At 62.6% G+C, this 25,338-nt stretch carries 28 protein-coding genes and 1 pseudogene; 19 read left to right on the top strand and 10 right to left on the bottom strand.

The genetic code is table 11. The features are described 5' to 3' along the window. Window positions 1-30 precede the first annotated feature (30 nt). The 5 genes from uvrB (at window position 31) to AC0L15_RS01030 (ending at window position 6,616) form a co-directional block, all read left to right on the top strand. Window positions 31-3,270, top strand: coding sequence for an excinuclease ABC subunit UvrB (uvrB, locus tag AC0L15_RS01050; RefSeq protein WP_287246405.1), 3,240 nt, complete (start codon window positions 31-33; stop codon window positions 3,268-3,270). A gap of 367 nt (window positions 3,271-3,637) precedes the next feature. Beyond that, window positions 3,638-5,167, top strand: coding sequence for an ABC-F family ATP-binding cassette domain-containing protein (locus AC0L15_RS01045; RefSeq protein WP_287246404.1), 1,530 nt, complete (start codon window positions 3,638-3,640; stop codon window positions 5,165-5,167). 104 nt (window positions 5,168-5,271) lie between these two features. Next, on the top strand, window positions 5,272-5,457 hold the full coding sequence (locus AC0L15_RS01040; protein WP_023799860.1) for a hypothetical protein: 186 nt from the start codon (window positions 5,272-5,274) through the stop codon (window positions 5,455-5,457). 190 nt (window positions 5,458-5,647) lie between these two features. After that, a complete protein-coding gene (locus AC0L15_RS01035) occupies window positions 5,648-6,076 on the top strand; it encodes a VOC family protein (RefSeq protein WP_287246403.1) in 429 nt (142 codons plus the stop codon). 186 nt (window positions 6,077-6,262) lie between these two features. Then, window positions 6,263-6,616, top strand: a complete 354-nt coding sequence (locus tag AC0L15_RS01030) for a DUF1428 domain-containing protein (protein WP_287233122.1) — start codon at window positions 6,263-6,265, stop codon at window positions 6,614-6,616. A 7-nt stretch (window positions 6,617-6,623) separates the two neighbouring features. Here AC0L15_RS01030 and AC0L15_RS01025 read toward each other — a convergent pair whose 3' ends face one another. Together AC0L15_RS01025 and AC0L15_RS01020 are read right to left on the bottom strand one after the other, a co-directional pair. Next, window positions 6,624-8,258 (bottom strand): tetratricopeptide repeat-containing sulfotransferase family protein, encoded by a 1,635-nt coding sequence (locus tag AC0L15_RS01025; protein ID WP_473495810.1) that lies wholly within the window; start codon window positions 8,256-8,258, stop codon window positions 6,624-6,626. 195 nt (window positions 8,259-8,453) lie between these two features. Further along, on the bottom strand, window positions 8,454-8,648 hold the full coding sequence (locus AC0L15_RS01020) for a hypothetical protein (protein ID WP_287194311.1): 195 nt from the start codon (window positions 8,646-8,648) through the stop codon (window positions 8,454-8,456). A gap of 383 nt (window positions 8,649-9,031) precedes the next feature. Between AC0L15_RS01020 and AC0L15_RS01015 the strand changes: the two genes are divergently transcribed. From AC0L15_RS01015 to AC0L15_RS01000, 4 genes are all read left to right on the top strand, one after another. After that, window positions 9,032-9,298 carry a hypothetical protein gene (locus AC0L15_RS01015; RefSeq protein ID WP_287246400.1) on the top strand — a complete coding sequence of 89 codons (267 nt, stop codon included), beginning with the start codon at window positions 9,032-9,034 and terminating at the stop codon, window positions 9,296-9,298. After that, the gene (locus AC0L15_RS01010) at window positions 9,295-9,543 is read left to right on the top strand and encodes a hypothetical protein (RefSeq protein ID WP_128169625.1); all 249 of its coding nucleotides are present in this window, start codon (window positions 9,295-9,297) and stop codon (window positions 9,541-9,543) included. The genes AC0L15_RS01015 and AC0L15_RS01010 overlap by 4 nt, the downstream gene beginning before the upstream one ends. A 50-nt stretch (window positions 9,544-9,593) precedes the next feature. Beyond that, a complete protein-coding gene (locus AC0L15_RS01005; protein ID WP_023799867.1) occupies window positions 9,594-9,731 on the top strand; it encodes a hypothetical protein in 138 nt (45 codons plus the stop codon). Between the two features lie 170 nt (window positions 9,732-9,901). Continuing rightward, window positions 9,902-11,455 carry an EAL domain-containing protein gene (locus AC0L15_RS01000; RefSeq protein ID WP_473495809.1) on the top strand — a complete coding sequence of 518 codons (1,554 nt, stop codon included), beginning with the start codon at window positions 9,902-9,904 and terminating at the stop codon, window positions 11,453-11,455. 87 nt (window positions 11,456-11,542) lie between these two features. Here the strand turns inward: AC0L15_RS01000 and AC0L15_RS00995 are convergent, their stop codons facing one another. Continuing rightward, window positions 11,543-11,944, bottom strand: coding sequence for a Kazal-type serine protease inhibitor family protein (locus tag AC0L15_RS00995; RefSeq protein WP_023799870.1), 402 nt, complete (start codon window positions 11,942-11,944; stop codon window positions 11,543-11,545). Window positions 11,945-12,463: 519 nt separating this feature from the next. On the opposite strand from AC0L15_RS00995, the gene AC0L15_RS00990 reads away from it, so the two are divergent. From AC0L15_RS00990 to AC0L15_RS00980, 3 genes are all read left to right on the top strand, one after another. Further along, complete coding sequence (locus AC0L15_RS00990; protein WP_023799871.1) at window positions 12,464-12,676, top strand: cold-shock protein; 213 nt, start codon at window positions 12,464-12,466, stop codon at window positions 12,674-12,676. Between the two features lie 267 nt (window positions 12,677-12,943). Continuing rightward, entirely contained in the window at window positions 12,944-13,156 is a 213-nt protein-coding gene (locus AC0L15_RS00985; protein WP_006202521.1) for a cold-shock protein, read from the top strand. Between the two features lie 240 nt (window positions 13,157-13,396). Then, window positions 13,397-13,813 carry a BA14K family protein gene (locus tag AC0L15_RS00980; RefSeq protein ID WP_287246398.1) on the top strand — a complete coding sequence of 139 codons (417 nt, stop codon included), beginning with the start codon at window positions 13,397-13,399 and terminating at the stop codon, window positions 13,811-13,813. A gap of 113 nt (window positions 13,814-13,926) precedes the next feature. Here the strand turns inward: AC0L15_RS00980 and AC0L15_RS00975 are convergent, their stop codons facing one another. The 3 genes from AC0L15_RS00975 to AC0L15_RS00965 form a co-directional block, all read right to left on the bottom strand. Beyond that, on the bottom strand, window positions 13,927-14,568 hold the full coding sequence (locus AC0L15_RS00975; RefSeq protein ID WP_287064193.1) for an MBL fold metallo-hydrolase: 642 nt from the start codon (window positions 14,566-14,568) through the stop codon (window positions 13,927-13,929). 263 nt (window positions 14,569-14,831) lie between these two features. Then, window positions 14,832-15,149: a hypothetical protein gene (locus AC0L15_RS00970; RefSeq protein WP_027151066.1), complete on the bottom strand. Its 318-nt coding sequence runs from the start codon at window positions 15,147-15,149 to the stop codon at window positions 14,832-14,834. A 146-nt stretch (window positions 15,150-15,295) separates the two neighbouring features. Beyond that, window positions 15,296-16,189, bottom strand: coding sequence for a branched-chain amino acid aminotransferase (locus tag AC0L15_RS00965; protein WP_128186640.1), 894 nt, complete (start codon window positions 16,187-16,189; stop codon window positions 15,296-15,298). A 243-nt stretch (window positions 16,190-16,432) separates the two neighbouring features. On the opposite strand from AC0L15_RS00965, the gene AC0L15_RS00960 reads away from it, so the two are divergent. The 4 genes from AC0L15_RS00960 (at window position 16,433) to AC0L15_RS00945 (ending at window position 20,441) form a co-directional block, all read left to right on the top strand. Next, entirely contained in the window at window positions 16,433-16,966 is a 534-nt protein-coding gene (locus AC0L15_RS00960) for a MarR family winged helix-turn-helix transcriptional regulator (protein ID WP_031255243.1), read from the top strand. After that, window positions 16,953-17,672 (top strand): response regulator, encoded by a 720-nt coding sequence (locus AC0L15_RS00955; protein ID WP_287057208.1) that lies wholly within the window; start codon window positions 16,953-16,955, stop codon window positions 17,670-17,672. Before AC0L15_RS00960 ends, AC0L15_RS00955 begins: the two co-directional genes overlap by 14 nt. A gap of 52 nt (window positions 17,673-17,724) precedes the next feature. Next, the gene (locus AC0L15_RS00950; RefSeq protein ID WP_287246397.1) at window positions 17,725-19,137 is read left to right on the top strand and encodes an ATP-binding protein; all 1,413 of its coding nucleotides are present in this window, start codon (window positions 17,725-17,727) and stop codon (window positions 19,135-19,137) included. Between the two features lie 218 nt (window positions 19,138-19,355). Continuing rightward, on the top strand, window positions 19,356-20,441 hold the full coding sequence (locus tag AC0L15_RS00945) for a glycosyltransferase family 4 protein (RefSeq protein WP_287246396.1): 1,086 nt from the start codon (window positions 19,356-19,358) through the stop codon (window positions 20,439-20,441). A gap of 239 nt (window positions 20,442-20,680) precedes the next feature. Here the strand turns inward: AC0L15_RS00945 and AC0L15_RS00940 are convergent, their stop codons facing one another. The 4 genes from AC0L15_RS00940 to AC0L15_RS00925 form a co-directional block, all read right to left on the bottom strand. Further along, the gene (locus tag AC0L15_RS00940; RefSeq protein WP_023799881.1) at window positions 20,681-21,124 is read right to left on the bottom strand and encodes a YybH family protein; all 444 of its coding nucleotides are present in this window, start codon (window positions 21,122-21,124) and stop codon (window positions 20,681-20,683) included. A 337-nt stretch (window positions 21,125-21,461) separates the two neighbouring features. Continuing rightward, window positions 21,462-21,821 (bottom strand): tRNA-binding protein, encoded by a 360-nt coding sequence (locus AC0L15_RS00935; protein WP_287246395.1) that lies wholly within the window; start codon window positions 21,819-21,821, stop codon window positions 21,462-21,464. A 17-nt stretch (window positions 21,822-21,838) separates the two neighbouring features. Further along, on the bottom strand, window positions 21,839-22,339 hold the full coding sequence (locus AC0L15_RS00930; RefSeq protein ID WP_013893499.1) for a type III secretion system chaperone family protein: 501 nt from the start codon (window positions 22,337-22,339) through the stop codon (window positions 21,839-21,841). Window positions 22,340-22,650: 311 nt separating this feature from the next. Beyond that, entirely contained in the window at window positions 22,651-22,953 is a 303-nt protein-coding gene (locus tag AC0L15_RS00925) for an accessory factor UbiK family protein (protein ID WP_287246394.1), read from the bottom strand. A gap of 175 nt (window positions 22,954-23,128) precedes the next feature. Between AC0L15_RS00925 and AC0L15_RS00920 the strand changes: the two are divergent. The 3 genes and pseudogenes from AC0L15_RS00920 to AC0L15_RS00910 all read left to right on the top strand — a co-directional run. Further along, window positions 23,129-23,266: pseudogene (locus AC0L15_RS00920) on the top strand (type II toxin-antitoxin system ParD family antitoxin); the annotation flags it as partial. Window positions 23,267-23,392: 126 nt separating this feature from the next. Next, window positions 23,393-24,247, top strand: a complete 855-nt coding sequence (gene lgt / locus AC0L15_RS00915; RefSeq protein ID WP_287246393.1) for a prolipoprotein diacylglyceryl transferase — start codon at window positions 23,393-23,395, stop codon at window positions 24,245-24,247. Continuing rightward, window positions 24,244-25,332, top strand: a complete 1,089-nt coding sequence (locus tag AC0L15_RS00910; protein ID WP_287246392.1) for a class I SAM-dependent methyltransferase — start codon at window positions 24,244-24,246, stop codon at window positions 25,330-25,332. Before lgt ends, AC0L15_RS00910 begins: the two co-directional genes overlap by 4 nt. Window positions 25,333-25,338: the final 6 nt, after the last annotated feature.

Genomic DNA, 25,338 nt, shown 5'->3' with positions numbered 1-25,338 from the left:
ATTTTGGCCGATACCTCCCATATTTGGGGCATGGCCAAACTTCCCGACAAAAAGACGCCGCCGCCGGCGCGTGACGATCGTGCTTCGCCGCCCAAGCGGCGCAGCCCGTTGACCGATTTCCTCGATGCGTCCGAGCCGCTGCACAAGCGCGGTTTTGCCGAGGCGCCGCAGGCTGAATTGTCAGGCACGCCGCTGACCGGCTCGATCGCCGATTGGGCCGAGCAGATCGAGCAGGAAGCCGAAAAGGAAGGGCGCCAAGTCTCCCCCCTTGAGGGAGAGATGTCGCCGAAGGCGACAGAGGGGGTCGGCAAAGGAGGCGCTCAACATGAGGGCACGTCGAGCCCGGCCGCACCGACCCCACCCGGCGGCTCCGCCGCCACCCTCCCCTCAAGGGGGAGGGAAGTCCCCAAGGCGAAAAAGATCCCTGAACGCTCCTCTTCCCCTGGCCGCACGGCGCGCGGCACCTCGATGGGCGGCGCGGCTTCGGCGCGGGAGCGAACCGCGGCCGGCCTCAATCCGGTTGCCGGCCTCGATGTTTCTCTGGAGGAAGCCGAGACCATGGCCTCCGGCGGTGTCACCGCCACGGTGGCGGCGCTGTCGGCGCTGATCGAGTCCGGCAACCCGCTGCACAAGGACGGCGTGCTGTGGACGCCGCACCGCCCGGCCCGGCCCGAAAAATCCGAAGGCGGCATTGCCATCAAGATGGTGTCGGATTTCGAGCCGGCCGGCGACCAGCCGACGGCGATCAAGGACCTTGTCGAGGGCGTCAACGACAACGACCGCACCCAGGTGCTGCTCGGCGTCACCGGCTCGGGAAAGACTTTTACCATGGCCAAGGTGATCGAGGAGACGCAGCGCCCTGCCTTGATCCTCGCCCCCAACAAGACGCTGGCCGCGCAGCTTTATTCCGAGTTCAAGAAATTCTTCCCGGAGAATGCTGTCGAGTATTTCGTTTCCTACTACGACTACTACCAGCCGGAAGCCTATGTGCCGCGGACGGATACCTTCATCGAAAAGGAATCGTCGATCAACGAGCAGATCGATCGCATGCGCCATTCGGCGACGCGCTCGCTGCTGGAGCGCGACGACGTCATCATCGTCGCCTCGGTGTCCTGCATCTACGGTATCGGCTCGGTCGAGACCTACACGGCGATGACCTTCCAGATGCAGATCGGCGACCGGCTCGACCAGCGCGCGCTGCTCGCCGATCTCGTCGCGCAGCAATACAAGCGGCAGGATGTCAATTTCGTGCGCGGCTCGTTCCGCGTGCGCGGCGACACGATCGAGATTTTTCCGGCCCACTTGGAAGACCGCGCCTGGCGTATTTCGCTGTTCGGCGACGAGATCGAGGCGATCACCGAATTCGACCCGCTGACCGGCCAGAAGACCGGCGAATTGAAGAGCGTCAAGATCTACGCCAATTCGCACTATGTGACGCCGCGCCCGACCTTGAATCAGGCTATCAAGTCGATCAAGGAAGAGCTCAAGCAGCGGCTGGTCGAACTCGAGCGCGCCGGACGCCTGCTCGAGGCGCAGCGGCTGGAGCAGCGCAGCCGCTTCGACCTCGAGATGCTGGAAGCCACCGGCTCCTGCGCTGGCATCGAGAACTATTCGCGCTATCTCACCGGCCGCCAGCCGGGCGATCCGCCGCCGACCCTGTTCGAGTACATCCCCGACAATGCGCTGGTCTTCATCGACGAAAGCCACGTCACCATCCCGCAGATCGGCGGCATGTATCGCGGCGACTTTCGCCGCAAGGCGACGCTGGCCGAGTACGGTTTCCGTCTGCCGTCCTGCATGGACAACCGGCCGTTGCGTTTCGAGGAATGGGACGCGATGCGCCCGCTTTCGGTCGCGGTTTCGGCGACGCCCGGCGCCTGGGAGATGGAGCAGTCCGGCGGCGTCTTTGCCGAGCAGGTCATCCGCCCGACCGGCCTGATCGATCCGCCGGTCGAGGTGCGCCCGGCCAAGACCCAGGTCGACGACGTCGTCGGCGAAATCCGCGAAACGACGAAGGCCGGCTACCGCACGCTGGTCACCGTGCTGACCAAGCGCATGGCCGAGGACCTGACCGAATATTTGCACGAGCAGGGCATTCGCGTCCGCTACATGCACTCCGACATCGACACGCTGGAGCGCATCGAGATCCTGCGCGACCTGCGCCTCGGCGCCTTCGACGTACTGGTCGGCATCAACCTTTTGCGCGAAGGCCTCGACATCCCCGAATGCGGCTTCGTCGCCATTCTCGATGCCGACAAGGAGGGTTTTTTGCGCTCCGAAACCTCGCTGATCCAGACCATTGGCCGCGCCGCCCGAAACGTCGACGGCAAGGTCATTCTCTACGCCGACCAGATCACCGGCTCGATGGAGCGGGCGATGGCCGAGACCAACCGCCGGCGCGAAAAGCAGATGGAGTGGAACGCGGCCAACGGCATCACCCCGGAATCGGTCAAGTCGCGCATCTCCGACATCCTGGACTCGGTCTACGAGAAGGACCACGTCCGCGCCGACATCTCGCAGTTCACCGACAGCGCCGGCGCGATGATGGGCAACAATCTGAAAGCCCATCTCGATGCCATGGACAAGCAGATGCGCGACGCAGCCGCCAATCTCGATTTCGAGAAGGCGGCCCGCATCCGCGACGAGATCAAGCGGCTGCGCGAGATGGAGCTGTCCATCTCCGACGATCCGCTGGCCAAATATGCCGACATGGAAAGCCCGGTTTCGGGCCGCGAAAAGGGCAAGCACAACAAGGGCCGCGCCATCCACCGCACGGTCGACGATGACGGCAAGGGTCTGTTCCGCAAGCCCGCGCTCGACGAGATGGGCGCCGACGGCGCCGTGCCGGTCAAGAAGCCGCTCTTCGCAAAACCCTCGCTCGACGCCATGGGTCCGGGCACTGACATGCCGACTCCCGCCGGTGCGGTGTCCCGCTCGCTGTTCAAGAAACAGTCGGCCGAAGAGGCGCACGGCTCCGATTTCGGCATTCCCGGCGAGCCGATCAAGCCGCTGTTCAAGAAGAACTCGCTCGACGAAATGACGGTGCGACGGACTGAAAAGCCTGTTGAGGGAAAAGTGCCGGCCAAGCCACAGCCGATCTCCCGCCAAACGGGGGAGATGCCCGGCAGGGCAGAGGGGGGCGCGAAGGAACGCAACGATTCCGGTAAGCCAATCGTCCGCCAGCGCAGTGGTATCGGCTCCTACGAGGATCCGGCCGACGCTCGCCGCGAAAAGCGTCGACCCGGCAAGACCGGCCGGCCGGGACGGTAGCGTTCCTTCGCGCCCCCCTCTGTCCTGCCGGACATCTCCCCCGCATGGGGGGAGATTGGCAACTTCAGCGCTTAGCTCACTTTTACACGCCCACTTGCCATCGGCCCCTCCCCTGGTGTAGCCAGTTTCCATAACTCGAACGTCTTGAAAGGAGGGCTGCGTGTCTTTCGACCACCACCGTCAGCGCGGCCTTGTCCCTGCCCTGCGAGCTCGCTTGCAGGGCTGACCAGAGACGGTCCGGGATCTCCCGCTTCGATTTTCTTGGTCTGCCCTTCGTGGTGCTGCAACGCCGAGCCTGATGGCCTGCCTGCGCGCCGTCAAAGTGCATCGAACCGGAATTCATTCCGGGCAGACCAGAGAAACCAACATGGCCCTGATCAGCCTCAAGTCCCTCGGCGTCACCATGAGTGCGCCGCTCTTTTCCAACCTTGACCTCAGCATCGGCACCGGCGACCGGCTCGGCATCGTCGCCGCCAACGGCCGCGGCAAGTCCACCTTGCTGAAGTGCCTGACCGGCGAGATGGAGCCGACATCCGGCGACATCACCCGCACGCGCGGCCTGCGCGTCGGCTATGTCGAGCAAGCCATTCCCGCAGCATTGGCGGAGCACGGCTTTCAGCAGGTGGTGGCCGACGCCTTGCCGGTCGAGCAGGCCGAAAGCGAGCAATGGCGCGTCGACGTCGTTCTCGATTCACTCGACGTGCCGCAGCCGATGCGCGAGCGGCCGATGCGGGCCTTGAGCGGCGGCTGGCAAAGGCTGGCGCTGATCGCCCGCGTCTGGGTCACCGATCCCGATGTGCTGCTTCTCGACGAGCCGACCAACCACCTCGACCTCGCCAAGATCAGCCAGCTCGAAACCTGGCTGAACGCGCTGCCGCCCGAGGTGCCGGTGGTGATCGCCAGCCACGACCGGGCATTCCTCGACGCGACGACCAACCGGACGCTGTTCCTGCGCCCCGAACAGTCGCCGGTATTCTCGCTGCCCTATTCCAGGGCACGCGATGCGTTGAGCGAAGTCGACGCCTCGACCGAGCGCAAATTCCAGCGCGACATGAAGGTGGCGCAGCAATTGCGCCGGCAGGCGGCCAAGCTCAACAACATCGGCATCAATTCGGGCAGCGACGTTTTGACGGTCAAGACCAAGCAGCTCAACCAGCGCGCCCAGCGCCTCGAAGAGGTCGCAGCACCGGCGCACCGCGAAAAATCGGCGGGCGCGATAAAGCTCGCCAATCGCGGCACCCATGCCAAGGTGCTGATCACGATCGACGACGTGGCGGTCGAAACGCCTGACGGCACGCTGCTGTTCAGGACCGGCAAGCGCCACATCTGCCAGGGCGACCGCATCGTGCTGCTCGGCCGCAACGGCGTCGGCAAGTCGCGGCTGATCAGCCTGATCAGAAATGCCGTCGTCGAGCTAGAGACGGCAACACAAGGCGTGAAGGTGACGCCGTCGACGGTGCTCGGCTACAGCGACCAGGCATTGTCGGGCCTCAGCGGCGACGACACGCCGCTGGCGATGCTCTCGCGCAGATTCGATGTCGGCGAGCAGCGCGCCCGCTCGCTGCTGGCGGGCGCAGGCGTCGGCATCGACATGCAGGAGCGCAGGATCGGCGTGCTGTCGGGCGGGCAGAAGGCGCGGCTGATGATGCTGGCGCTCAGGCTTGCCAATCCCAACTTCTACCTGCTCGATGAGCCGACCAACCATCTCGACATCGACGGCCAGGAGGCGCTGGAGGCGGAATTGCTCGGCCATCAGGCGAGCTGCGTGCTGGCATCGCACGACCGCTCCTTCATCAGGGCGATCGGCAACCGTTTCTGGCTGATCGAGAAGCGGCGGCTGGCCGAGATCGACAGCCCGGAAGACTTCTTCCGATCGGTGGCAGAAGCGGACGGTTGAAGCTTTGCGGCAAAAAAATCCGACGCGCTGTCGGATCATGGCCGCGTGCCACGTCCTTGGGATGCCGACACCGTGATGCCGGCGCCAATCGAGGAGAGAGCATCATGTCCATTCTGTCATCCGTTGGTCGCATCGCGACCCGTTACTCGGCGGCTCGCGCCCGTTACCGCAGCGAGCGCGCCCTGCTTTCATTGCCGATCGAACTGCGCAAGGACATCGGCTGGCCGGAGATCGTCGTCGACGCGCAAAACAGCCGTCGGATTGCAATCTCCTTGTCCGAGGCAAGATGATAAGTTGAAGAGACCAACCGGCCGCAGCGGCGCCGTCATAAGCCTTGCGCGTCGCCCAGGGTCACTCCGCCGGCGGCCCGGCGCATCTGGTCCCGGCATTAAAAAAATGCGTCTGACGTGTAGGAGCGCGGCCGCTTCATTCGTCCTGTGGGTCCGCAAGGTCAAACCAAACGCAGAGAGGAGCAAAGAGATGAACGATCAGCCCCAAACCCAGCCTAAAGCGAAAGTCCTCGGCGGATTGACGCCCTACCTTCAGCTGGACGGCGCCTTCAAGGCTTCGGAATTCTATCAGAAGGCGTTCGGCGCCGAGCAGGTCTTCTTCTACCCGCCGGACGAGCAGGGCCGGACGATGCACATCCATCTCCACATCAACGGTTCGACCTTGATGATTTCCGACTTCTATCCCGAGCACGGAATGGCCCCTGTGAAGCCGCAGGGCTTCACCATTCAACTGCATCTCGGCAGCGACGACATCGACGCCTGGTGGCAGCGCGCAGTCGACGCAGGCTGCACGGTCGGCACGCCGCTGCAGGTGATGTTCTGGGGCGACAGCTGGGGCCAGCTTACTGATCCCTTCGGTGTCGAGTGGGCAATGAACGCGCCCGTGAAGGCGACGTAGCCTCCTTTCCTTCTCCCCTTGCGGGAGAAGGTGGCCGAGCGAAGCTCGGTCGGATGAGGGGTGTTCAAGATTGCGATGACGGCACTCCGTCCAACACCCCTCATACGTCTTGGCGCTGCGCGCCAATCCACCTTCTCCCACAACAAGGGGAGAAGGAAAACCCTACCCAACCCAAGGAGAACCACAATGTCCTATGTCGATGGTTTCGTACTCGCCGTGCCCAAGGCGAATCTCGATGCCTACAAGGAAATGGCGCGGCTGGGCGGCACTGTCTGGATGGAGCATGGCGCGCTTGCCTATGTCGAGTGCATTGGCGACGACGTGCCCTATGGCGAAATGACCTCGTTCCCGCGCGCCGTGCAGGCCAAGGACGACGAGATCGTCGTCTTCTCGTGGGTCGTCTATGAATCGCGGCAGAGCCGCGATGCGGTGATGGCCAAGGTGATGGCCGATGAGCGACTGAAGTCCGACTGGTCGGCGATGCCGTTCGACGGCAAGCGCATGATCTTCGGCGGCTTTCAGCCCTTCCTCGAGCTGTAGGCCCGCATTACGCCAGCCGGTCGAGCAGCGGCTTGAGCCGGTCGCCATAACGCTTCCACAGATCGACCGAGCCCCGGTACATTGGCTGGCGCACCTGCGCCGCCGACGCCGTGCGCACCGGCCGGTCGGTCTCGTGGAACGACAGCACTGCATCGTCCCATGGCAGGCCGAGATAGGCGATCAGCGCCCGCGTCTGCCCTTCCTGGTCGGCAACGAAATCCTCGTAGCGCACATCATGCACGACATCAGGCAGAACGGTGCGCCAATGCGCCATGATGTCGGTGTAGAGATTGTGGAAATCGGCAAGCTCGCCGAGGTCGTAGCCGTAGCGGTGGCTGTCGCCGCGGAAATGCACCTTGTAGATCGACAGGCAGGTCGCCGCCGCGTCGCGCGCGCAATGGATGATCTTGGCCTTGGGCAGCATCAGATGGATGAAGCCGACCAAAAGGAAATTGCCGGGCATCTTGTCGGTGACATGCCGGAAACCCGGATAGCGGGCGTGCAGCAGGTCCAGATAGGCCTGGCCTGCCTCGGCAAAGGCCTTGTCGGGCAGGTCGGCGATCCCGCTGGGGAAACCGCCCTTCATACCAGGCGGAAACTGTTTTCCCACCGCCGTCTTCAATATGCCGAGCTCGCCCGCGCCATAGACTTGGCGGTGGCTGGCGATGATCTGCTCGACCAGCGTGGTGCCGGAGCGCGGCATGCCGACGACGAAGATCGGCGTGTCGTCGGCAATCCCGCTCGGTCTGTGCTTATCGAAGAAGGCCTTGTCGAACACCGCCTTCATCGTTTCGAATTCGGCGCGTGTCTTGTCCGCGTCATAGTCGATGCCCATGCGGCGGATAGCATTGCCTTCGGCGAAATAATCGAAGGCACGGCCATAATCCTTGAGGTCGTCATTGGCCTTGCCGAGGCCGAACGAAAGCTGCATGCGCGCCAGGCTGCCTTCCGGCGCCTTGGCGTGCTGCGCCTCCATCCCGGCAAGCTCGGCGTCGCGCTCCTGCTGGCGCTTGACCTGGGTGAGCATCAGCCAGGCCCTGGCCATGCCGGGATCGACCGCCAGCGCCTGCCGGAAATGCTCCGCTGCCTCTCCGAGACTGCCCTTCTCCATCAGCCCGACGCCCAGACCGTGCAGCAGGTCGGCGTCCTTCGGCCGAATTGCCAATGCTTCGCGGAAGACGGCGAGCGCCTCGTCGAGCCGCCCAGCCTCCTGCAGCGTTTCGGCAAGCCCGATGCGGGCGCGGACATGGAACGGGTTGCGGCCGATGGTGCCGCGATAGATCTCCTCCGCGCCCTCGAAGTGGCCGAGTTGCTTCAGCGAGGAGCCGAGATTGTCGCGCGCCGCGAGTTGCTCCGGCCGGATTGCCACCGCGCCACGGAAGAAATCGACGGCTGCACCGACACGGCCGAGGTCGCGCATCACCGTGCCGAGATTGTTGAGGAAATCTGGATTCTTGGGTTGCAGACGCACCGACTGTTCGAGGAGATCAAGTCCTTCGGCGCTGCGCCCGGTCTGGTGCAGAAGCAAACCGAGGAAATGTGCTGCCGCCGCATGATTGGCCTTTTGCGCCAGCACCTGCCGGTAGAGCATCTCGGCTTCCTGCCGGCGCCCCGCCTGATGCAATTGCAGTGCCTGCTGCACGCGCTGGTCGAGCCCCAGCGGCGGCTGTCCGCCTGAGCCGAAATTGCCGCCCGCGCCTGCCGGTCTTCTCGGATCTCTGTTGATGGGAAACCTGCCGTGTTTTGTCCGCCTGCCGCGATCTAGGCCATCGGCGCGGCAGGTTCAAGGGTTCGCAGGCCAGCTTGCCGGAAATCCTGGGTTCATGGGCCGGCCGTGTCAGATCAAGCGGTTGGTCTCCGCAACCTGTCTGGCCCGCCGCAGCGTGCCGTCGGTATCGGCGATCTTGCGCCTTGCTGCCTCGTCACTTCGTATCGTCAGCCGTGCCGACACGACTTTCGCAGGCCCGGCGACCTGCTTGACAATCGGCTTGATTGTTACGGTCGAACCATCAGGTGTTTTCACAGAAAACATGATTTTTCCTTTCAGATGTAAATAAAAATCGATGCCGGGATGAATTTTTCCGGCACAATCTCAAACAATTCTTGTGAAGTTTCCGGACCGTATCACCATTTCCCAAATAGCCCTAGAAAAGTAAATTTACGACAAGGTCGGCGACGGGCGGGAATCTTCTTGAATAAACCGCATTTTGGGATTAGTGAATTGAGATCGTTTTTTGGGCCAAGCTTGGCATCTCGCGGCGTCAGAAGTTCTCGACCCGCCAAACTCATTCCAGATCGCCGATACCCAAATTGCCGATACCCAAATTGCCGAACAGGGACCCACGATCTTAGGTCCCGGTGCCGCGAAGTGGGCACCACCCAATCGGATCCAAGACGACACTTCGAGGCACGAGAATGTCTGGCCGAACTACCCATTCCATCGCGCATTTCGAGGCACCCTTCATGATTGGCGGCCTGGAAGGACAATTGCCGGCCGGCGACTACGACATCGACCACGATGAGGAGCTTGTCGATGGCATCTCGTGGCTTGCCTGGCGCCGTGTCGGCACATTCATCCACCTGCCGGCAAGGACGGTGAGAAGCCAGACCAGCCAATTGGTCGCCATCGACTTCGCCGAACTCGAAACCGCGCTGAGGCGCGACCAGGAGAATGCCGCATGATCCGCTTCCAGCAGAACGCGCGCCCGCGCACCGACACGCCTGCGCATCTTTTCGCGATCGGCCAGACCGTTCGCATGAAGAGCCGCACCGGCCTTGTTCAGAAGACCGCCGAGCTGTTCCAGATCAAAAGCAGGCTGCCGGTCAAGGACGGCTCGCCGCAATACCGCATCCGCAGCAACGAGGAGACCCATGAGCGGGTCACCACGGAAGACAATCTCGAAGTGGCCGACGATCCAAACGGCTAGCCGCCCATCAACCATCGCCACCATGTTCATCAATCACGAGGGACCAGGAAATGGCCAAGGGTCAACAGCGCAGCAACCGCGAGACACGCAAGCCCAAGAAGGACAAGACGGCAGCAAAGCCGGCCTCGCCCTTCGGCTCGGCTGTCAAGCAGGCGGAAGCCGGTTTGAAACCGAAATCCAAGGGCTAGCGGCAAACGGATGAGCAGCCCTGCATTCATCCAGCCACCGCGGGCCGGATTAAAGATCACGTAATTTCGAAGCCCTATAAGGTCCGCTGGAACCGGGCCCGATCACAGTTGGCTGCCTGGCGGGCCGCGCGCGAAATTGTCGCTCGCAGCCGAAGGCAGGGAGAGCGCACATGGACAGGTCGCGCATCATCGTGACTGCGGTGGTGCTGGCCTTGCTCGGCGCGATAGTGCCCATCGCGGCGATGTTCCACTTTTCATGGGTCCTGGCGGTTCAAGAAGAACACGAGCGGCTGGAGCTGTTCGCCAACCGCGCGATCGCCAGGGCCAGCATATCCCTCAAGGATGCAGCCGGCGCGTTGCGGGAGATCGACCGGTTCACCGGCGACCGCTGTTCGGTGGACCACATTGCCCGCATGCGGCGGCTCACCATCAACACGCGCTCGATTGAAGAAATGGGCTATTTCGAAAACGGCCTGCTCAAATGCACATCCTGGGGACCGACCGAAGGACGCATTACGCAAGCCGCACCCGATTTCACCGCTGCAGACGGCGTTGCCGTCACTGCCCGGATACGGCCCCTGGCCAACCTGGACCATCCGCTGATGGCCCTGCAGTACAAGCGCCACAATGTCCTTATCGACCCCCTGCGCTTTGTCGACATCGTCGTCGATCCCGACGTTCAGCTTGCCCTGGCGACAAACACGGGCGTCCTGCTCAGCGCGCTGAACGGGCCTGATCCTGCCCGCATCGGCAAGATCATCGCCGACCCGGGCAAAGGCCTGGATGACGGTCATCTGTTTGCCGCGGTGCGCGGGACGGACTGGATCGCCGTCGCCACCGAACCGGAAAGCCAGATTGTCGACAGCGTGCGCAGGCGGCAATTGCTGTTGCTTCCCCTCGGCGCTTTCATCGCCGCCTTCATCATCGGCATGGTTGTCTGGCTGTCACGACGGCGGCTGTGGCCGCTTGGAGAATTGCAGATTGCCGTGCGCAAGCACGAGTTTATCGTCCACTATCAGCCGATCGTCGCGCTCAGGACAGGCAATTGCGTGGGTGCCGAAGCGCTGGTGCGCTGGAGACGACCCAACGGCTCGCTGGTCCGGCCCGATCTTTTCGTCCCGCTGGCCGAAGAGAGCGGCCTGATCGCGGCAATCACCGACCAGATCATCGCCCTTGTTGTTTTGGACCTGAAAAAACTTCTTGTCGCCAATCGTTCGCTCCACATCGCGATCAATCTCAGCCCGGCGGACGTCAGAACGGCAAGGGTCCTTCCGGTCATCGAAAAGGCCCTGCAGCACACCGGAATTCAGCCTCGGCAGATCTGGCTGGAGGCGACGGAGCGCGGTTTCGTCGACGTCGATTCAGCGCGTTCGACCGTCATTCGCGCCCGCGAGCTTGGCCATGCGGTCGCAATCGACGACTTCGGCACAGGCTATTCGAGCCTGTCCCATCTCGAGGGCCTGCCGCTCGATGCGCTGAAGATCGACAAGTCGTTCATCGACACGATCGCTACGGATTCCGCCACCAGTTCCGTCACGCCGCATATCATCGACATGGCCAAGACGCTGAAGCTGAAAATCATTGCCGAGGGCGTGGAGACGCAGGCACAGGTCGACTACCTGATGGAACGCGACGTGGACTATGGTCAGGGTTGGTTGTTTGCCAAACCTATGCCCGCGGCCGAGTTCATCGCCTATTGCCGCAAGGCGAGGCTGCCGGCGTAGGGGCAAGAGCCGCCAGCTGCGCTCGCGCGGCTGCGCCCAGTTGATGGATGAGCCTCCCCGCCCGGAGACGGGGAGTAAACCAGCCTCTCAGCAGGGACCATCGTCTACGATGCGATAGTCGGCGGCGCGAGCCTCGCAGGCGTTGGGGAAGGTGCGCAACTCGCCGCCGCGGCGGGCGCAGACCGGGCGGTATTCGCGCGTGCAGAACGTCTGCTCTCCATCACCGCCACCGTCGCGGCACCGGCCGCCGCTGATGATGCGATATCCGGCCCGCTCGGCAAGGCAGGCATTGGCGAAGGTCTGGCGGTCGCCACCGCGCCGGGCGCAGACCGGATCATATTGTCTGGTGCAAAATTGCGGCTCGGGCCGAGGCGGGCGGTACCCCGGTCCGTCCTCCTCCACCACCACCGCGGTACAGGCTGCAAGAACCGCCGACAGCAACAGGATGGCAAAACCCTGTCGCGAGAAGATTGCCGCAGGAAATTTCATCACCAGACCTCCCTCGAGCCCCCGCTCCAATGCACGTCACCCAAAAGCATGCCCACGGGGCTCCGAGCCGGTGCGGGCGTTTGGGACGACGGCATGCGCAAAAATGCAAAATGCGTCCCAGCCGATCCTCGCCATCCACCCGCCGAATGCAACCCCTGTTTGCAGGCTCCCGGCCGGCTGGACCATGCGTGGCCGGGCTATGGCTTATGACTACCGGGCGAGCACCCCCGCTTTGTCGATACCATGTGTGCGAAGGCGCCCATGAGCGACCGTTGGCGCTACCTTGCAACCACCGCGTTTCCGTGCGATAAATTTTGTGTTCGGGCATTTGCGACCCGGAGAGCGGAACGTTTTGGACGACCTTTCCCCGATACTGTGAATCTCTGACGGCCCCGTTTTTCGGCGGGGGTTCTAATCATGCGCCAATGCATGACTGCCGAAGCAACCACCGGGAACTTGCCCACGGCGTCAGGCGGCGGGCAAACCACAAAGACTGACACGGGTGAAGGAGTTTCCCCAATGGCCCAGACCGGCACCGTTAAATTCTTCAACGCTACCAAAGGCTTCGGCTTCATCACGCCAGATGACGGCGCCAAGGATGTGTTCGTCCACATCTCCGCGATCGAGGCTTCGGGGCTGCGCACGCTCGTCGATGGCCAGAAGGTCACGTTCGATGTCGAGCCCGACCGCATGGGCAAGGGACCGAAGGCGGTCAATCTCCGCGCGGACTGAACCGTCAGCGCTCACTCCAGCCCGGACGTGCCAGGCCGGAGGTGCCAGGAATGACCCCGAGGCCCCTCCAAAGGCCTTGAACCGGCTTTCAGCGCCGGACCCGAGTTTCGAAGGCGCGGCGGTTTCGTCGCGCCTTTTTTCGTGGCAGGGCGGCAAGCCACTGCTCGCAAAACTTTCTCTTGCCGATGGCGCTAAAATAAACGACAAATTTCCACTCGGGCATTTGCCGGCCCGAGACTGGACTTGATGGGATCAAAGGAGCTTCCCATGCCGCAGACCGGCACCGTCAAATTCTTCAATCATGCCAAAGGCTTCGGCTTCATCACGCCGGATGATGGCGCGAAGGATGTCTTCGTCCATATTTCGGCCGTGCAGGCGTCGGGTCTTCCCGGTCTTGAGGATGGGCAGAAGGTAACATTCGACACCGAGCCGGACAAGCGCGGCAAGGGTCCGAAAGCCGTCAACCTGTCGATCGGCTGAGCCGAGTTCGAGACAGCGTCGGACGGTCCGCTGGCGCAGCTCCGCTCGTTGAGCGTATGATATTTGTGCCTTGCGCCATGCCTGATCGATGAATCGACTGGTCCCAGCCCGCCAATTTCGTTCAGCCCCCGCTCAGCCACGGTCGCCTATTAATCTTCGGTAAAGCCGGACCGCATCCCCCAGATTACCCACAGATTACCCGGGCCGAAGATTACCCGGGCCGGCATGAAGGAGACCGAGATGAACCGAAATTTCAAGACCGCCGTCCTGTCCGCCACAATTGTTGCAACCACGCTCGCGACCTTGCCGGCGGCCAGCGCAGGTGACTGGCGCCACCGGCACCACCATCGTGGTAATGGCGATGCGATCGCGGCAGGCGTCCTTGGCCTCGCGGCCGGCGCTCTGATCGTTGGTGCGCTCAACAACCCGCAGCCCAGCTATTACGACCCCGGCTACGACGATTATGGTCGCTATCCACGGCCCGCCCCTTTGCGCCGCTACTACGCGGAACCGCGGGTCGTCTACAATGACGGCTATGCCGAGCCATGGACCCGTGGCTGGTATGACTATTGTTCGGATCGCTATCGCTCTTTCAACGCCCGCACCGGCACGTTCACCGGCTATGACGGCGAACAGCATTTCTGCACCGCGAACTGAGGCTTCCCTGCCCCCCAAAAAAGCGCTGTCCGCAAGGCCAGCGCTTTTTTGTTGTCGGCATATCAAGGCAAGAGACCGATGCGCGTCGCGTGAAGCTCCGCAGCCACGACGCGTTAAATCAGGAAGGGATTGCTCCGGCGCTCCTCGCCGAAGCGGCCGCCGGGACCATGGCCGCAGATGAAGCCGATGTCGTCGCCGAGCGGCAGGAGCTTGTCCTTGATCGAGGCGATCAACGCGGCGTGGTCGCCGCCCGGCAGGTCGGTGCGCCCGACCGAGCCGCGGAACAAGACGTCGCCGACATGGGCGAACTTCGCAGCACGATTGTAGTAGACGACATGGCCGGGCGCGTGGCCGGGGCAATGAAAGACTTCGAACACGTGCTGGCCGAACGAGACGGTATCGCCTTCGCTGAGAAAGCGGTCGGGCACGCAGTTGCGCACCGGATCGGTGATGCCGTAATGTTTCGCCTGCTTCTCGAGATTGGCGAGCAACGGGCGGTCGGCCTCATGCGGACCGATGATCTCGATGCCGAGGGCCTCCTTCAGCTCCATGGCGCCGCCGGCGTGGTCGATGTGACCATGCGTGATCCAGATCGCGCCGGCATCGATCGCATTGTCCTTGAGCACTGCCAGCACCTTGTCGATGTCGCCGCCGGGATCGACGACGACGCCTTGCCTGTCGTCCATGTCGAAGAGGATGGTGCAGTTTTGCTGGAAGGCCGTGACCGGCACGATGCCGGCGTTGAGCTGACCCATGATCGTCCTTTCGCTGTGTCGCTTCTGATTTAGAGACACACGCGAACGTCGTCCACCGCATCCGGCTGTCGCGACAACGCAAAAATGAAATGGGCGGCCGAAGCCGCCCACGCAAAACCCGGAACCGCTAAAGCGCGTCGCGGCTGAATGGATTCATGCGACGCGCTTTAAGTTAATTGTTTTTATGCATGTCGTTATCGCAAAACCACTGCGCACCCTCGGGTCAGGCCCCAGGGCATGCTTTTGCGCGACATGCATTTGGCTTACTTCTTCGTCGCGTTCATGACCGCGCCGATGATGGCCGTCAGAATGGCGCCACCACCGGCACCGCCGAGGATGTTCTGCACATTCAGCGCGCTGCCCAATCCGCCCGTTGCCGCTGCGGCCGCAGCCGGATCGATCGTGCCGCCGCCGAGCAGGCTGCCGAGGATGGCCGCACCGCCGACGCCGCCAAGGGCGCCGCCGAGGATTTTGGTAAGCTGCCCCATTGCCGCTGTCTTGAGCGCGGCGCCCACCGCCTGGCCACCAATGACACCCATAATCACCTGAACAATGATCTGAAGAAGCGTGTTCATGTCCATATTACCAGTCCCTCCATAGCTGCCAGCCTCCCGGGCCGACAGCATCATGAGACGCCGAACTGGACGAAAGTCAAATGCCGAGGTGCTTAAATAAAAGGGGCAGTCCGAAAACCGCCCCTACTTGTTAAAAAAAGTTGTGACTTTCGTTATTCTGCGGCAATCGCATGCTTGGGTTGAACGGCTGCAGAATAGTCGTTCATCAGAGTCTTGGCGATTTCGCCCACCTCGAATCGGTATGGACCGATCTCTGAAACGGGCGTCACCTCGGCCGCCGTTCCGGTGAGGAAGCACTGCTGGAAGCCTTCGAGTTCTTCCGGTATGATGGTGCGCTCGATCACCTCGAAGCCGCGATCCTTGGCAAGACCAATGACTGTACGGCGGGTGATGCCGTCGAGGAAGCAATCGGGGGTGGGTGTGTGGATCTTGCCGTCCTTGACGAAGAAGATGTTGGCGCCGGTTGCTTCCGCAACCTGGCCGCGCCAGTCGAGCATCATGGCGTCGGCATAGCCTTTGGCTTCGGCGGCATGCTTGGACATGGTGCAGATCATGTAGAGGCCGGCAGCCTTCGATTTCGACGGCGCGGTGCGCGGATCGGGGCGGCGCCATTCGGCCAGATCGAGGCGGATGCCCTTCAGCTTCTGTGCCGGATCGAAATAGCTGGGCCACTGCCAGATGGCGATGGCGCAGTTGATCCGGCTGTTTTGCGCCGAGACGCCCATCTGTTCGCTGCCGCGCCAGGCGATCGGCCGGACATAGGCATCCTGAAAACCCTGCTTCTTCAACAGCGTGCGGCAGGCGTCGTCGATCTCGGCAACCGAATAGGGAATCTTGAAGCCGAGCAGGCGTGCCGATTCGTGCAGGCGCTCGCTGTGGTCGGTCAGCTTGAAAATCTCGCCGCCATAGGCGCGTTCGCCCTCGAACACCGCGCTGGCGTAGTGCAGGCCATGGGTCAGCACGTGGATCTTGGCGTCGGCCCATTGGACGAACTCGCCGTTCATCCAGATAAAGCCGTCCATTTGGTCAAAGGGAACGGATGCCATGGTAACCTCCCGCGGGCGGCCGCCCGCACATTATCTTTGCGCGTTTCCTGTCAGCCGCATCGAGCGGCCGGCATCTCGAAGCGTAGGCGGATATATAAGGTCTGGCAAACACAGGAAGTTCCGGAAAAATGGCTTTCCCTTGCCTTTTCATTCGCAATCCGCCGAAAAGCTTGTCAAAAATTACCATTGCCGGGAAATTACGTCAATAGTACTGACATAATTTCCCTTTCGCACGGAGAAATGATGACGGATCGCAGCCACCCAGCCGGAAAACCGATCAGGACGGCGATCACCGACGAGGACGGCATCGACTTTGCCATCATCGAACTGTTCTTCTTCGCCTATCGCGATTTTACCTCCGATCCGGACCAGATCCTGTCCGACTATGGTTTCGGCCGCGCCCATCACCGGGTCCTGCATTTCGTCAATCGCAGGCCGGGCCTGACGGTCGCCGAACTCCTCGACGTGCTGAAGATCACCAAGCAGAGCCTGGCGCGCGTGCTCAAGCAACTGATCGATACCGACCACATCGTCCAGTTGCAGGGTCCGCGCGACCGCCGCCAGCGCGAGCTCTATCCGACAGCCAAGGGTCGCGCCCTGGCGCTGGCGCTGGCACGGCCACAGTCACGCCGCATCCATGCTGCATTGGAAGATTCCGGAGCCACCGAACGCGCCTTGATCGAGCGCTTCCTGGAAGCGATGGTCAATCCGGAACTAAGGGCGCAGATCGACATTGTGCCCGCAAAAACGTCAGGGAAAAGCCATGGAGACCATTGACAGGGTTGATCAACCGGCAGCACCGGACGACGATGCGCCGCATCTGCTGGTGATTGATGACGATACCCGTATCCGCAATCTTCTCAAACAATATCTGACCGAAAACGGCTTTCGCGTCACTGTTGCCGGAAATTCCGGCGAAGCGCGGCGCAAGCTCGCCGGCCTCGATTTCGATCTGCTCGTGCTCGATATCATGATGCCGGGCGAAACCGGCGTCGATCTCGCCAAGGCATTGCGGGCAACCAAGAACGTGCCGATCCTGATGCTTACCGCGCTGTCCGAGACCGACAGCCGGATCACCGGGCTCGAGGCCGGCGCCGACGACTATCTGCCGAAGCCTTTCGATCCCCGAGAATTGATCCTGCGCATCAACAACATCCTGCGCCGCGGCGGTCCTGCAACGACGCCCAAGGTCGAGCAGCTGGTTTTCGGGCCTTACACGTTCCAGATCGCCAGGCGGGAACTCAAGCGCGGCGGCGAGGCTCTGAAGCTGACCGACCGCGAGCAGGAGATCCTGGCGATCTTCGCGGCCCGGGCCGGCGAAACGATACCGCGTCATGAACTTGTCGGCGACGAATCCGAAGTCGGCGAGCGCACCATCGACGTCCAGATCAACAGGCTGCGCCGCAAGATCGAGCGCGATCCGTCCAATCCGGTCTGGCTGCAGACCGTGCGCGGTATTGGGTATCGGCTCAGCGTGGAATAGACTGCCGCCCGCAGCCCCTTGTCGAGTGGCTGCGGATGAGCAAAAAGGGCGAATGGCGACCACGCAACTGGAACGGCCGGGAGATCGCGGCTTGAGCGCTCGCGCCAGGCGGGCGCTGAAGGCCGTGCCGCTTGCCTGGAAACGGTTCTGGCGCCTCGTTTCGCTTTACATGCCGAAGCGGCTCTATGCCCGCTCGCTGATCATCGTCATCGCGCCGATGATCCTGCTGCAATCGGTCCTCGCCTTTGTCTTCATGGAACGCCACTGGCAGACCGTGACGCAGCGCCTGTCGCAGGCCACGGTCCGCGACATTGCCGCGATCGTCGACCTGGTGGAAACCTATCCGCACGACGCCGACTATGCCAACCTCATCCGCATCGCGCAGGATCGCATGCAGCTGAAGATCGACTTGCTGCCGCCCGATCCTCTGCCGGCGCCCGGTCCAAAGCCGTTCTTCTCGATCCTCGACGAAATTCTCTCGTCCGAGATCACCCATCAGATCAACCGTCCGTTCTGGATCGATACGGTCGGCAATTCCAATATCATCGAAGTCCGCGTCCAGCTCGAGGGCAAGGTGCTGCGCGCCTTCGTGCGCCGCAGCCAGGCCTATGCCTCGAACACGCACATTTTCCTGATCTGGATGGTCGGCACCTCGCTGGTGCTGCTGATGATCGCCATCCCGTTCCTGCGCAACCAGATCCGGCCGATCCTGACGCTGGCCGAGGCCGCCGAAAGTTTCGGCAAGGGCCGGCCGATGCCGCTCGATTTCCGTCCGCGCGGCGCCGAGGAGGTTCGCCGCGCCGGCTTTGCCTTCATCCAGATGCGCGAACGCATCGAACGCCAGCTCGAACAGCGCACCGCCATGCTGAGCGGCGTCAGTCACGACTTGAGGACCATCCTCACCCGCTTCAAGCTGCAGCTTGCGCTGACCGGCACCAAGGCCGACACCGAGGCGCTCGGCCAGGACATCGACGACATGCAGTCCATGCTGGAAGGCTATCTCGCCTTTGCCCGCGGCGAGGCAACGGAAGACGCCGGCCGTTTCAACCTTGAAGCCTATTTCGACAAGCTCGGCGAGGAGGCGACGCTGCGCAAGCGCAAACTGTCGACCTCGCTCGCCGGCGATCCAAATGTGCATGTGCGGCCCCACGCCTTTGCCCGGCTGTTGTCCAATGTCGTCGGCAACGCCTTCCGTTATGCGAAGACGGTTGAGATCAACGCCAACCACGGCCGCGGCTCGCTGCTCGTCACCATCGACGACGACGGTCCGGGCATTCCGCCTGAAAAGCGCGAGCACGTGTTCAAGCCTTTCGTGCGACTTGACGAAGCCCGCAACCTCGATGCCAGCGGCACCGGCCTTGGCCTTGCCATCGCACGCGACATTGCCCGCAGCCATGGCGGCGACATCATGCTCGACAAGAGCCCGCTCGGCGGCTTGCGCGCCGTCATCAAGGTTCCTGCCTGATTAGAGTGACGTGCGTCCAATTGGACGCACAAAGCACGCTCTAACACTTTGAACTTACGCATCGTGCTTTCAGGTGTTGTAGACGGCCATCGGCTATGCCTTCATCGGCCCGTCATGAAACCATGCTGAAGAGCGCGCATGAAGCGCGTGATCCTGATAGATTCGGCCTTGCGGCCCCGCATCAAGGAAACCGACGACCTTTCAAGCAAAGGCCTGCTATGCGCATCCTGATGGTCACCGACGCCTGGCGCCCGCAAGTCAACGGCGTTGTCCATACGCTGGAACGGCTTTCAGAAACCCTGAAATCCTTCGATGTCGAGACGGACTTCCTGACCCCGAATATCTTTCGCACCTTGCCGCTGCCGACCTACCCGGACATCCGGCTGGCGCTGACGACGCCAAGCCGCGTGGCGCGCCTGATCGAAGCGCGCAATGCCGATCATATCCATATCGTCACCGAGGGCCCGCTCGGCATCATGGCGCGGCGCTATTGCCGCAAGGCCGGCCGGCCGTTCACCACAAGCTATCACACGCGCTTTCCGGAATATCTGAGCGCGCGGCTGCCAATACCGGAAGCCTGGGCCTATCGCTGGCTTCGCGATTTCCACAATTCCGGGCAAGGCACGCTGGTCGCCACCCAGTCTTTAGCGGACGATCTGGCGGCGCGCGGCTTCACCAAGCTCAGGCCATGGACGCGCGGCGTCGATACCGACCATTTCCGGCCGGACAAGAAAAAGGATATGGGGCTCAAGCGACCGATCTTCCTCTGCGTCGGCCGCGTCGCGATCGAAAAGAACCTGGCCGCCTTCCTCGACCTGAATTTGCCCGGCAGCAAGGTGGTCGTCGGCGAGGGACCTGAGTTGGCCAGGCTCAAGGCCAGATATCCCGATGCCCATTTCCTTGGCCACCGCCCGAACGACGAACTGGCCGAAATCTATGCCTCGGCCGATGTCTTCATTTTTCCCAGCCGCACCGACACGTTCGGCAATGTCATCATCGAGGCGCTGGCCAGCGGCACGCCGGTCGCAGCCTATCCGGTGACCGGGCCGATCGACATTGTCGGCGACGGCGTCGGCGGAGCCGTATCGAACGATTTGCGTGAGGCCGCGCTCGCCGCGCTCGATGTCGACCGCGCCGAAGCGCGCCAACGGGCAATGCGCTATAGCTGGAAGGCCTGCGCGGAGATGTTCCTGGAAACGGTTGGAGAGGCGCTGGGCACCCAGCGAAAACTGACACCACCTTTCGTCATCCACGGGCGAAGCGGCGGCAACGCCGGCGCGCAGACACGAGGATCCATTTCGTGACCTGCGAGCGGCCCCTTCGGTGAAGAACTTGTTGGGTTGAGGCGGCGGCGGGCCGCACTTGCTCCACAGGTTCATCCGGAACGCGTTGCCGAAAACAGGGAAGCGGAGGCGCTGATCGATTTCAATTACTTGCGCGAGCCAGGGTCCAGCTCATGGCGTCCGTCTGGATCGTGACTGCGCAGCTGAGGCAGCGACCCGGGAGCGCACCCCTCCCGTCGGAAAGCAGAGAACGCCGTTGATTAGTTGAAGGTGTGCAGCCGGAGTTTCAGGCTGCCATCTGCCTGCTTTTCGAAGACGTGGGTTGCCACCCCGGCCCACGGCTGATCCGCACCATTGGCGTCTTTACCCTTGGCCGACCATTTCGCCGTGCCAAACAGCAGGTTGCCGTCACCTCCTGCTTCGATCAGTTCGAGCTTGTGGCCTGTCACTCCCATGCCGAAGAGGCCGCCAAAGAATTTCTCGACTCCGTCCGGTGCCTTGATGACGTCATGGGTGGCGGGCAAGAAGATCGCGTCGTCGGTGTAGAACGCCGCAACCGCCTTTGCGTCTGCTTTGTTGAACGCAGCGTCCCAGGCCACGTAAGCGGCTTTCACCTGATCGTCGACGGGGTCAGCGTTGGCGGGCGACCACGAAAAGAGGCAAAGGGAAAGCACAGCGAAAATCGCAGTCAGCAGTCGAACCATCGTATCCTCCCGAGAATTGGCGGCACAGCCCGACAGATGCCGCGTCAAAACAATACGCCTGGGCCGTTGGGCTGTCGACTAGTCCGTTTGGGGTGGCCGCCCACAACGAAAACCTCAAATCGATGTTGTCGCCGAGAACGGCAATCACGTGCAGGTCAAGACTGCGGGCACCCTTGGTTCATTTCGCGGGCATTCGGCGTGGTCGCGATACTGCGGCCGAGGTTTCTGGTGATCACGACTTTTGGGGAAACCACGCGCTTCTTGAGATCAAACCCTGGAGCAGCCAAGGAAAGTCTGCGCGTCGGCTTCGCTCCCGCTCCGCCCGTGGATGACGAAGCTAAAACAGTCGGCCGCCGTCAGGCACCCTGCGTTCGATCGCGCCGAGGACGACCGCACCCTCCCCGTCGGGAAAGCCAAGCGTCAGCACTTCCGACATGAAGGGGCCGATCTGCCGCGGCGGAAAATTGACCACCGCGAACACCTGCCGGCCGATCAGCGTCTCGGGCGCATAGTATTTGGTGATCTGCGCCGACGATTTCTTCACTCCGATGTCGGCGCCGAAATCGATCTTCAGCTTGATCGACGGCTTGCGCGCCTCCGGAAACGGCTCGGCCTCGACGATCGTGCCGGCGCGAATGTCGACACGGTCGAAATCGGCGAAGCTGATCTCGGGCTCGCGCTGGCTGCTCGAACTCATGGAGGGAAGGTCCTGGATCAGGCGTTTCCGTAGGTCTCGAACAGGACGCCGGCCAGCGCATCCTTGGCCGAGGTTCCCGACCAGACGACGAACTGGAACGCCTGGAAGTAGCATTCGCAAGCTTCCAGCGCCGACGACAGCAGCACCTCGACCTGCTGGCTCGACGGCTCGACCCCGCCGGCGAGCAGCAGCGACTGGCGGAACATGATCGCGCCCTCCTGCTCCCAGAGGTCGAAATGGCCGAACAGCATCTGCTCGTTGATCAGCGAAAGCAGCCGCATCACTTCGAGCGCGCGCGTCTCCGGCACCTTGATGTCGAAAGCGCAGGCCAGGTGCAGCGCCTCGAAATCCTCCATCCAGGAAAATGAGACGTGGTAGTCGGTCCAGCTTCCGGCAACCGAAATCGAAATCTCGTCGTCGCCGGCCCGCTCGAAGGACCAGTCGTTGTTGTGCGCCACCTGCTCGATAACATCCACCGGATGGATTTCGCGCGAGAATTCGAGTTCGAGAAGTTCCATGAATGCTTCCTGTCGTTCCTTCGCCTCGGCCGGCGGGGCACCCACAACGAACAATTTTGTCTAGAACTCGGACGGCCGGGACTTCGTCAACGCACAAAGACCCCAGACCGGACCCCACCGCCCGGCGCATGACCCTGCTCCGAATCATGCAACAAATTCAGTCTATTGATCGGGAGTCGCGTGACCAGCCCAATTTTTCGCACTGCGTCATTCGCATGTGGAAAGCCGCTGTCACAAAGATTCACGCAATGCCGGTAAGCGATTCACGACAAAGCGCTTTTTGCGATTGTGCTTTGTGGAAAAGTTTAACGTTATTTTTTTAACCTGGGCTTTGCCGCAGCCGCAGGCGCGGCCTTCCCGGTCAGATCGGCGAGCTTTGCCTCAAGCGTCTCGATGCGCGCAGCGAGACGGGTGTTTTCTTCCCTGGCTTTTACCGCCATGTCGCGGGCGGCCTCGAATTCTTCGCGCTGCACCAGGTCCATCGAGTTGAGAACACGCTCGGCCTGCCCCTTGAAGGCGGTTTCCACTTCGCGGCGCACGCCTTGCGCGGCACCCGCAGCGTCGGTCATCAGCTTGGCGAACTCATCGAGAATGCGGTTCGGTCCGGTCGACATGGCAAATCCTCGCTTGCTCGATTTGACGTAGTGGCGCGCGACGCGGAATGCAAGAACGTTGAGGCTGCTGCGTCATCAAGTCGATGCAATTTGACCTAGTCTCGCAAGCCATAGCTGGTACCATCCAAGGAAGAGCATTCTGACGGGGACTGCAATGGCTTTCAGTGCGAATTTGGACCAGCGTCTTGCCGCACGCGACGCCGCGCTCGCCAAGGGCCTCGGCGATGCCGACGCAGGGCGGGTGAAGCCTGCGGAAGAGGTGCTTGACCGCCTGGAGGCCAAATACAGGGCATTGGCCGGGACCAAGCTGTGACGCGGCAGTACCGGCACGATCAGCCTGCTTCCCGAAGCCGTATTTGCCGCGCCAGCGTCGCCTTGACCGGGCCAAAACCCTGCCGCATGGTCCGCGCCCGAACGTGATCGCAACCGGGAGATCCTGTTGAGCGAATATCTTATGCTGCCGCTGGCCGCCCTGCCCTTCCCCAACATCGACCCGGTCATCGTCCAGATCGGACCGCTGGCGGTGCATTGGTATGGCGTCGGCTATATCGTCGGCATTCTCTTCGCCTGGTGGTATGCCAAGCGGCTCGTCACCAATGCAAGGCTCTGGCCCGACGGCACCGTGCCCATGAAGCCCCAGGATCTCGACGACTTCATCGTCTGGGCGGCTATCGGCGTGGTGCTTGGCGGGCGTGTCGGCTACGTGCTGTTCTACGACCTGCCGCGCTACATCGCTCAACCCTTCGATATCCTTGCCGTCTGGCAGGGCGGCATGTCCTTCCATGGCGGGCTGCTCGGCGTCATTCTCGCCATGACGCTGTTTTCCTGGTCGCGCGGCATCCGCACATGGTCGCTGTTCGACGTGGTGGCGGCCGGCGTGCCGGTCGGCCTTGGCCTCGTCCGCATGGCGAATTTCATCAACTCCGAACTCTGGGGCCGGCCGACCGACGTGCCATGGGCGGTCGAATTCCCAAATGGCGGGCCCTTTGCGCGCCATCCGAGCCAGCTCTACGAGGCGCTGCTCGAAGGCCTGGTGCTGTTCCTGGTCCTGCGCTTCCTCACCCATTCCAGGCTCAAGCTGAAGACGCCGCGCTTCGTCGGCGGCGCCTTCATCGCCGGTTACGGTCTCTCGCGCATCCTCGTCGAATTCTTCCGCGAGCCCGACCAGCAGCTCGGCTACCTCCTCGGCACCAACTGGCTGACGATGGGCATGGTGCTGTCGCTGCCGATGCTGCTGGCCGGCATCTGGGCGATGGTGACTGCAAAGCCGGTAACACAGCCACAGCCGGTATGACCCGACTGAAAACCCGCATCGTCGAGCTGATCGGTGCGGCGGGGCCGATCCCCGTCAACCACTACATGGCGCTCTGCCTGTTCGATCCGCTGGACGGCTATTATACGACGCGCGATCCGTTCGGGGCTGCCGGCGACTTCGTCACCGCGCCGGAGATCAGCCAGATGTTCGGCGAGCTGATCGCCGTCTGGCTCTACGAAGCCTGGCTGGCGACCGGCCGGCCGATGCCGGTCACCATCGCCGAGATCGGCCCCGGCCGCGGCACGCTGATGAAGGACATCCTGCGCACGCTTTCGCGGCTCGATCCGGCGCTGACCGCCGGTGCGTCGTTCGCCATGATCGAGACCAGTCCGCGACTGGCCGATGTCCAAAGGCAAACGCTTGTCGCCACGCCGGCCGCGATCGGCTGGCACGAAAGCATCGACACGCTGCCGCAGACCTCGCTTTTCATCGTCGGCAACGAATTGTTCGACGCGGTGCCGATCCGCCAGTTCGTCCGCGCCGGAACAGGCTGGCGCGAACGGATGATCGGCCTCGATGGCGCCGACCAATTGCACGTCTTCGCCGGCGCCGGCTCGGTCGATCCAACACTGTTGCCGGACGATGCCGAAAACGCGCCACAGGGAGCGATCGTCGAGGTCGCGCCGGCCCGAGCCGCGCTGATGGCGACCATCGCCGAGCGCTTGGCCGGGCTCGGCGGCGCCGGCCTGTTCCTCGACTATGGCTACCTCCAGCCAGGGATCGGCGACACGTTGCAGGCCTTGCGCAAGCACGATCACGAAGATGTGCTGGCCAATCCGGGCGAAGCCGACCTCACCGCCCATGTCGATTTCGCCGCCCTTGCCGCGATAGTGCGGGGGCATGGCCTCAATGCCCATCTCTCCACGCAAGGCGAATTCCTGGTGGAAATGGGGCTTCTCGAACGCGCCGGCCAGCTCGGCGCCAATGCCAATGAGGCGGCTCGCGAAAAGATTGCGGGCGAGGTCGAACGCCTCGCCGGCCCGCAAGCCATGGGCGACCTGTTCAAGGTGCTTGCCGTCCTGCCTGCCGGCATCGCCGTTCCGCCCTTTGCAACGGCGGATTGACTTTTC

The organism is Mesorhizobium sp. WSM4846 (assembly GCF_055811415.1).
The sequence above is the reverse complement of the archived record's forward strand: the minus strand, read 5'-3'. Positions and strand labels throughout refer to the sequence as shown.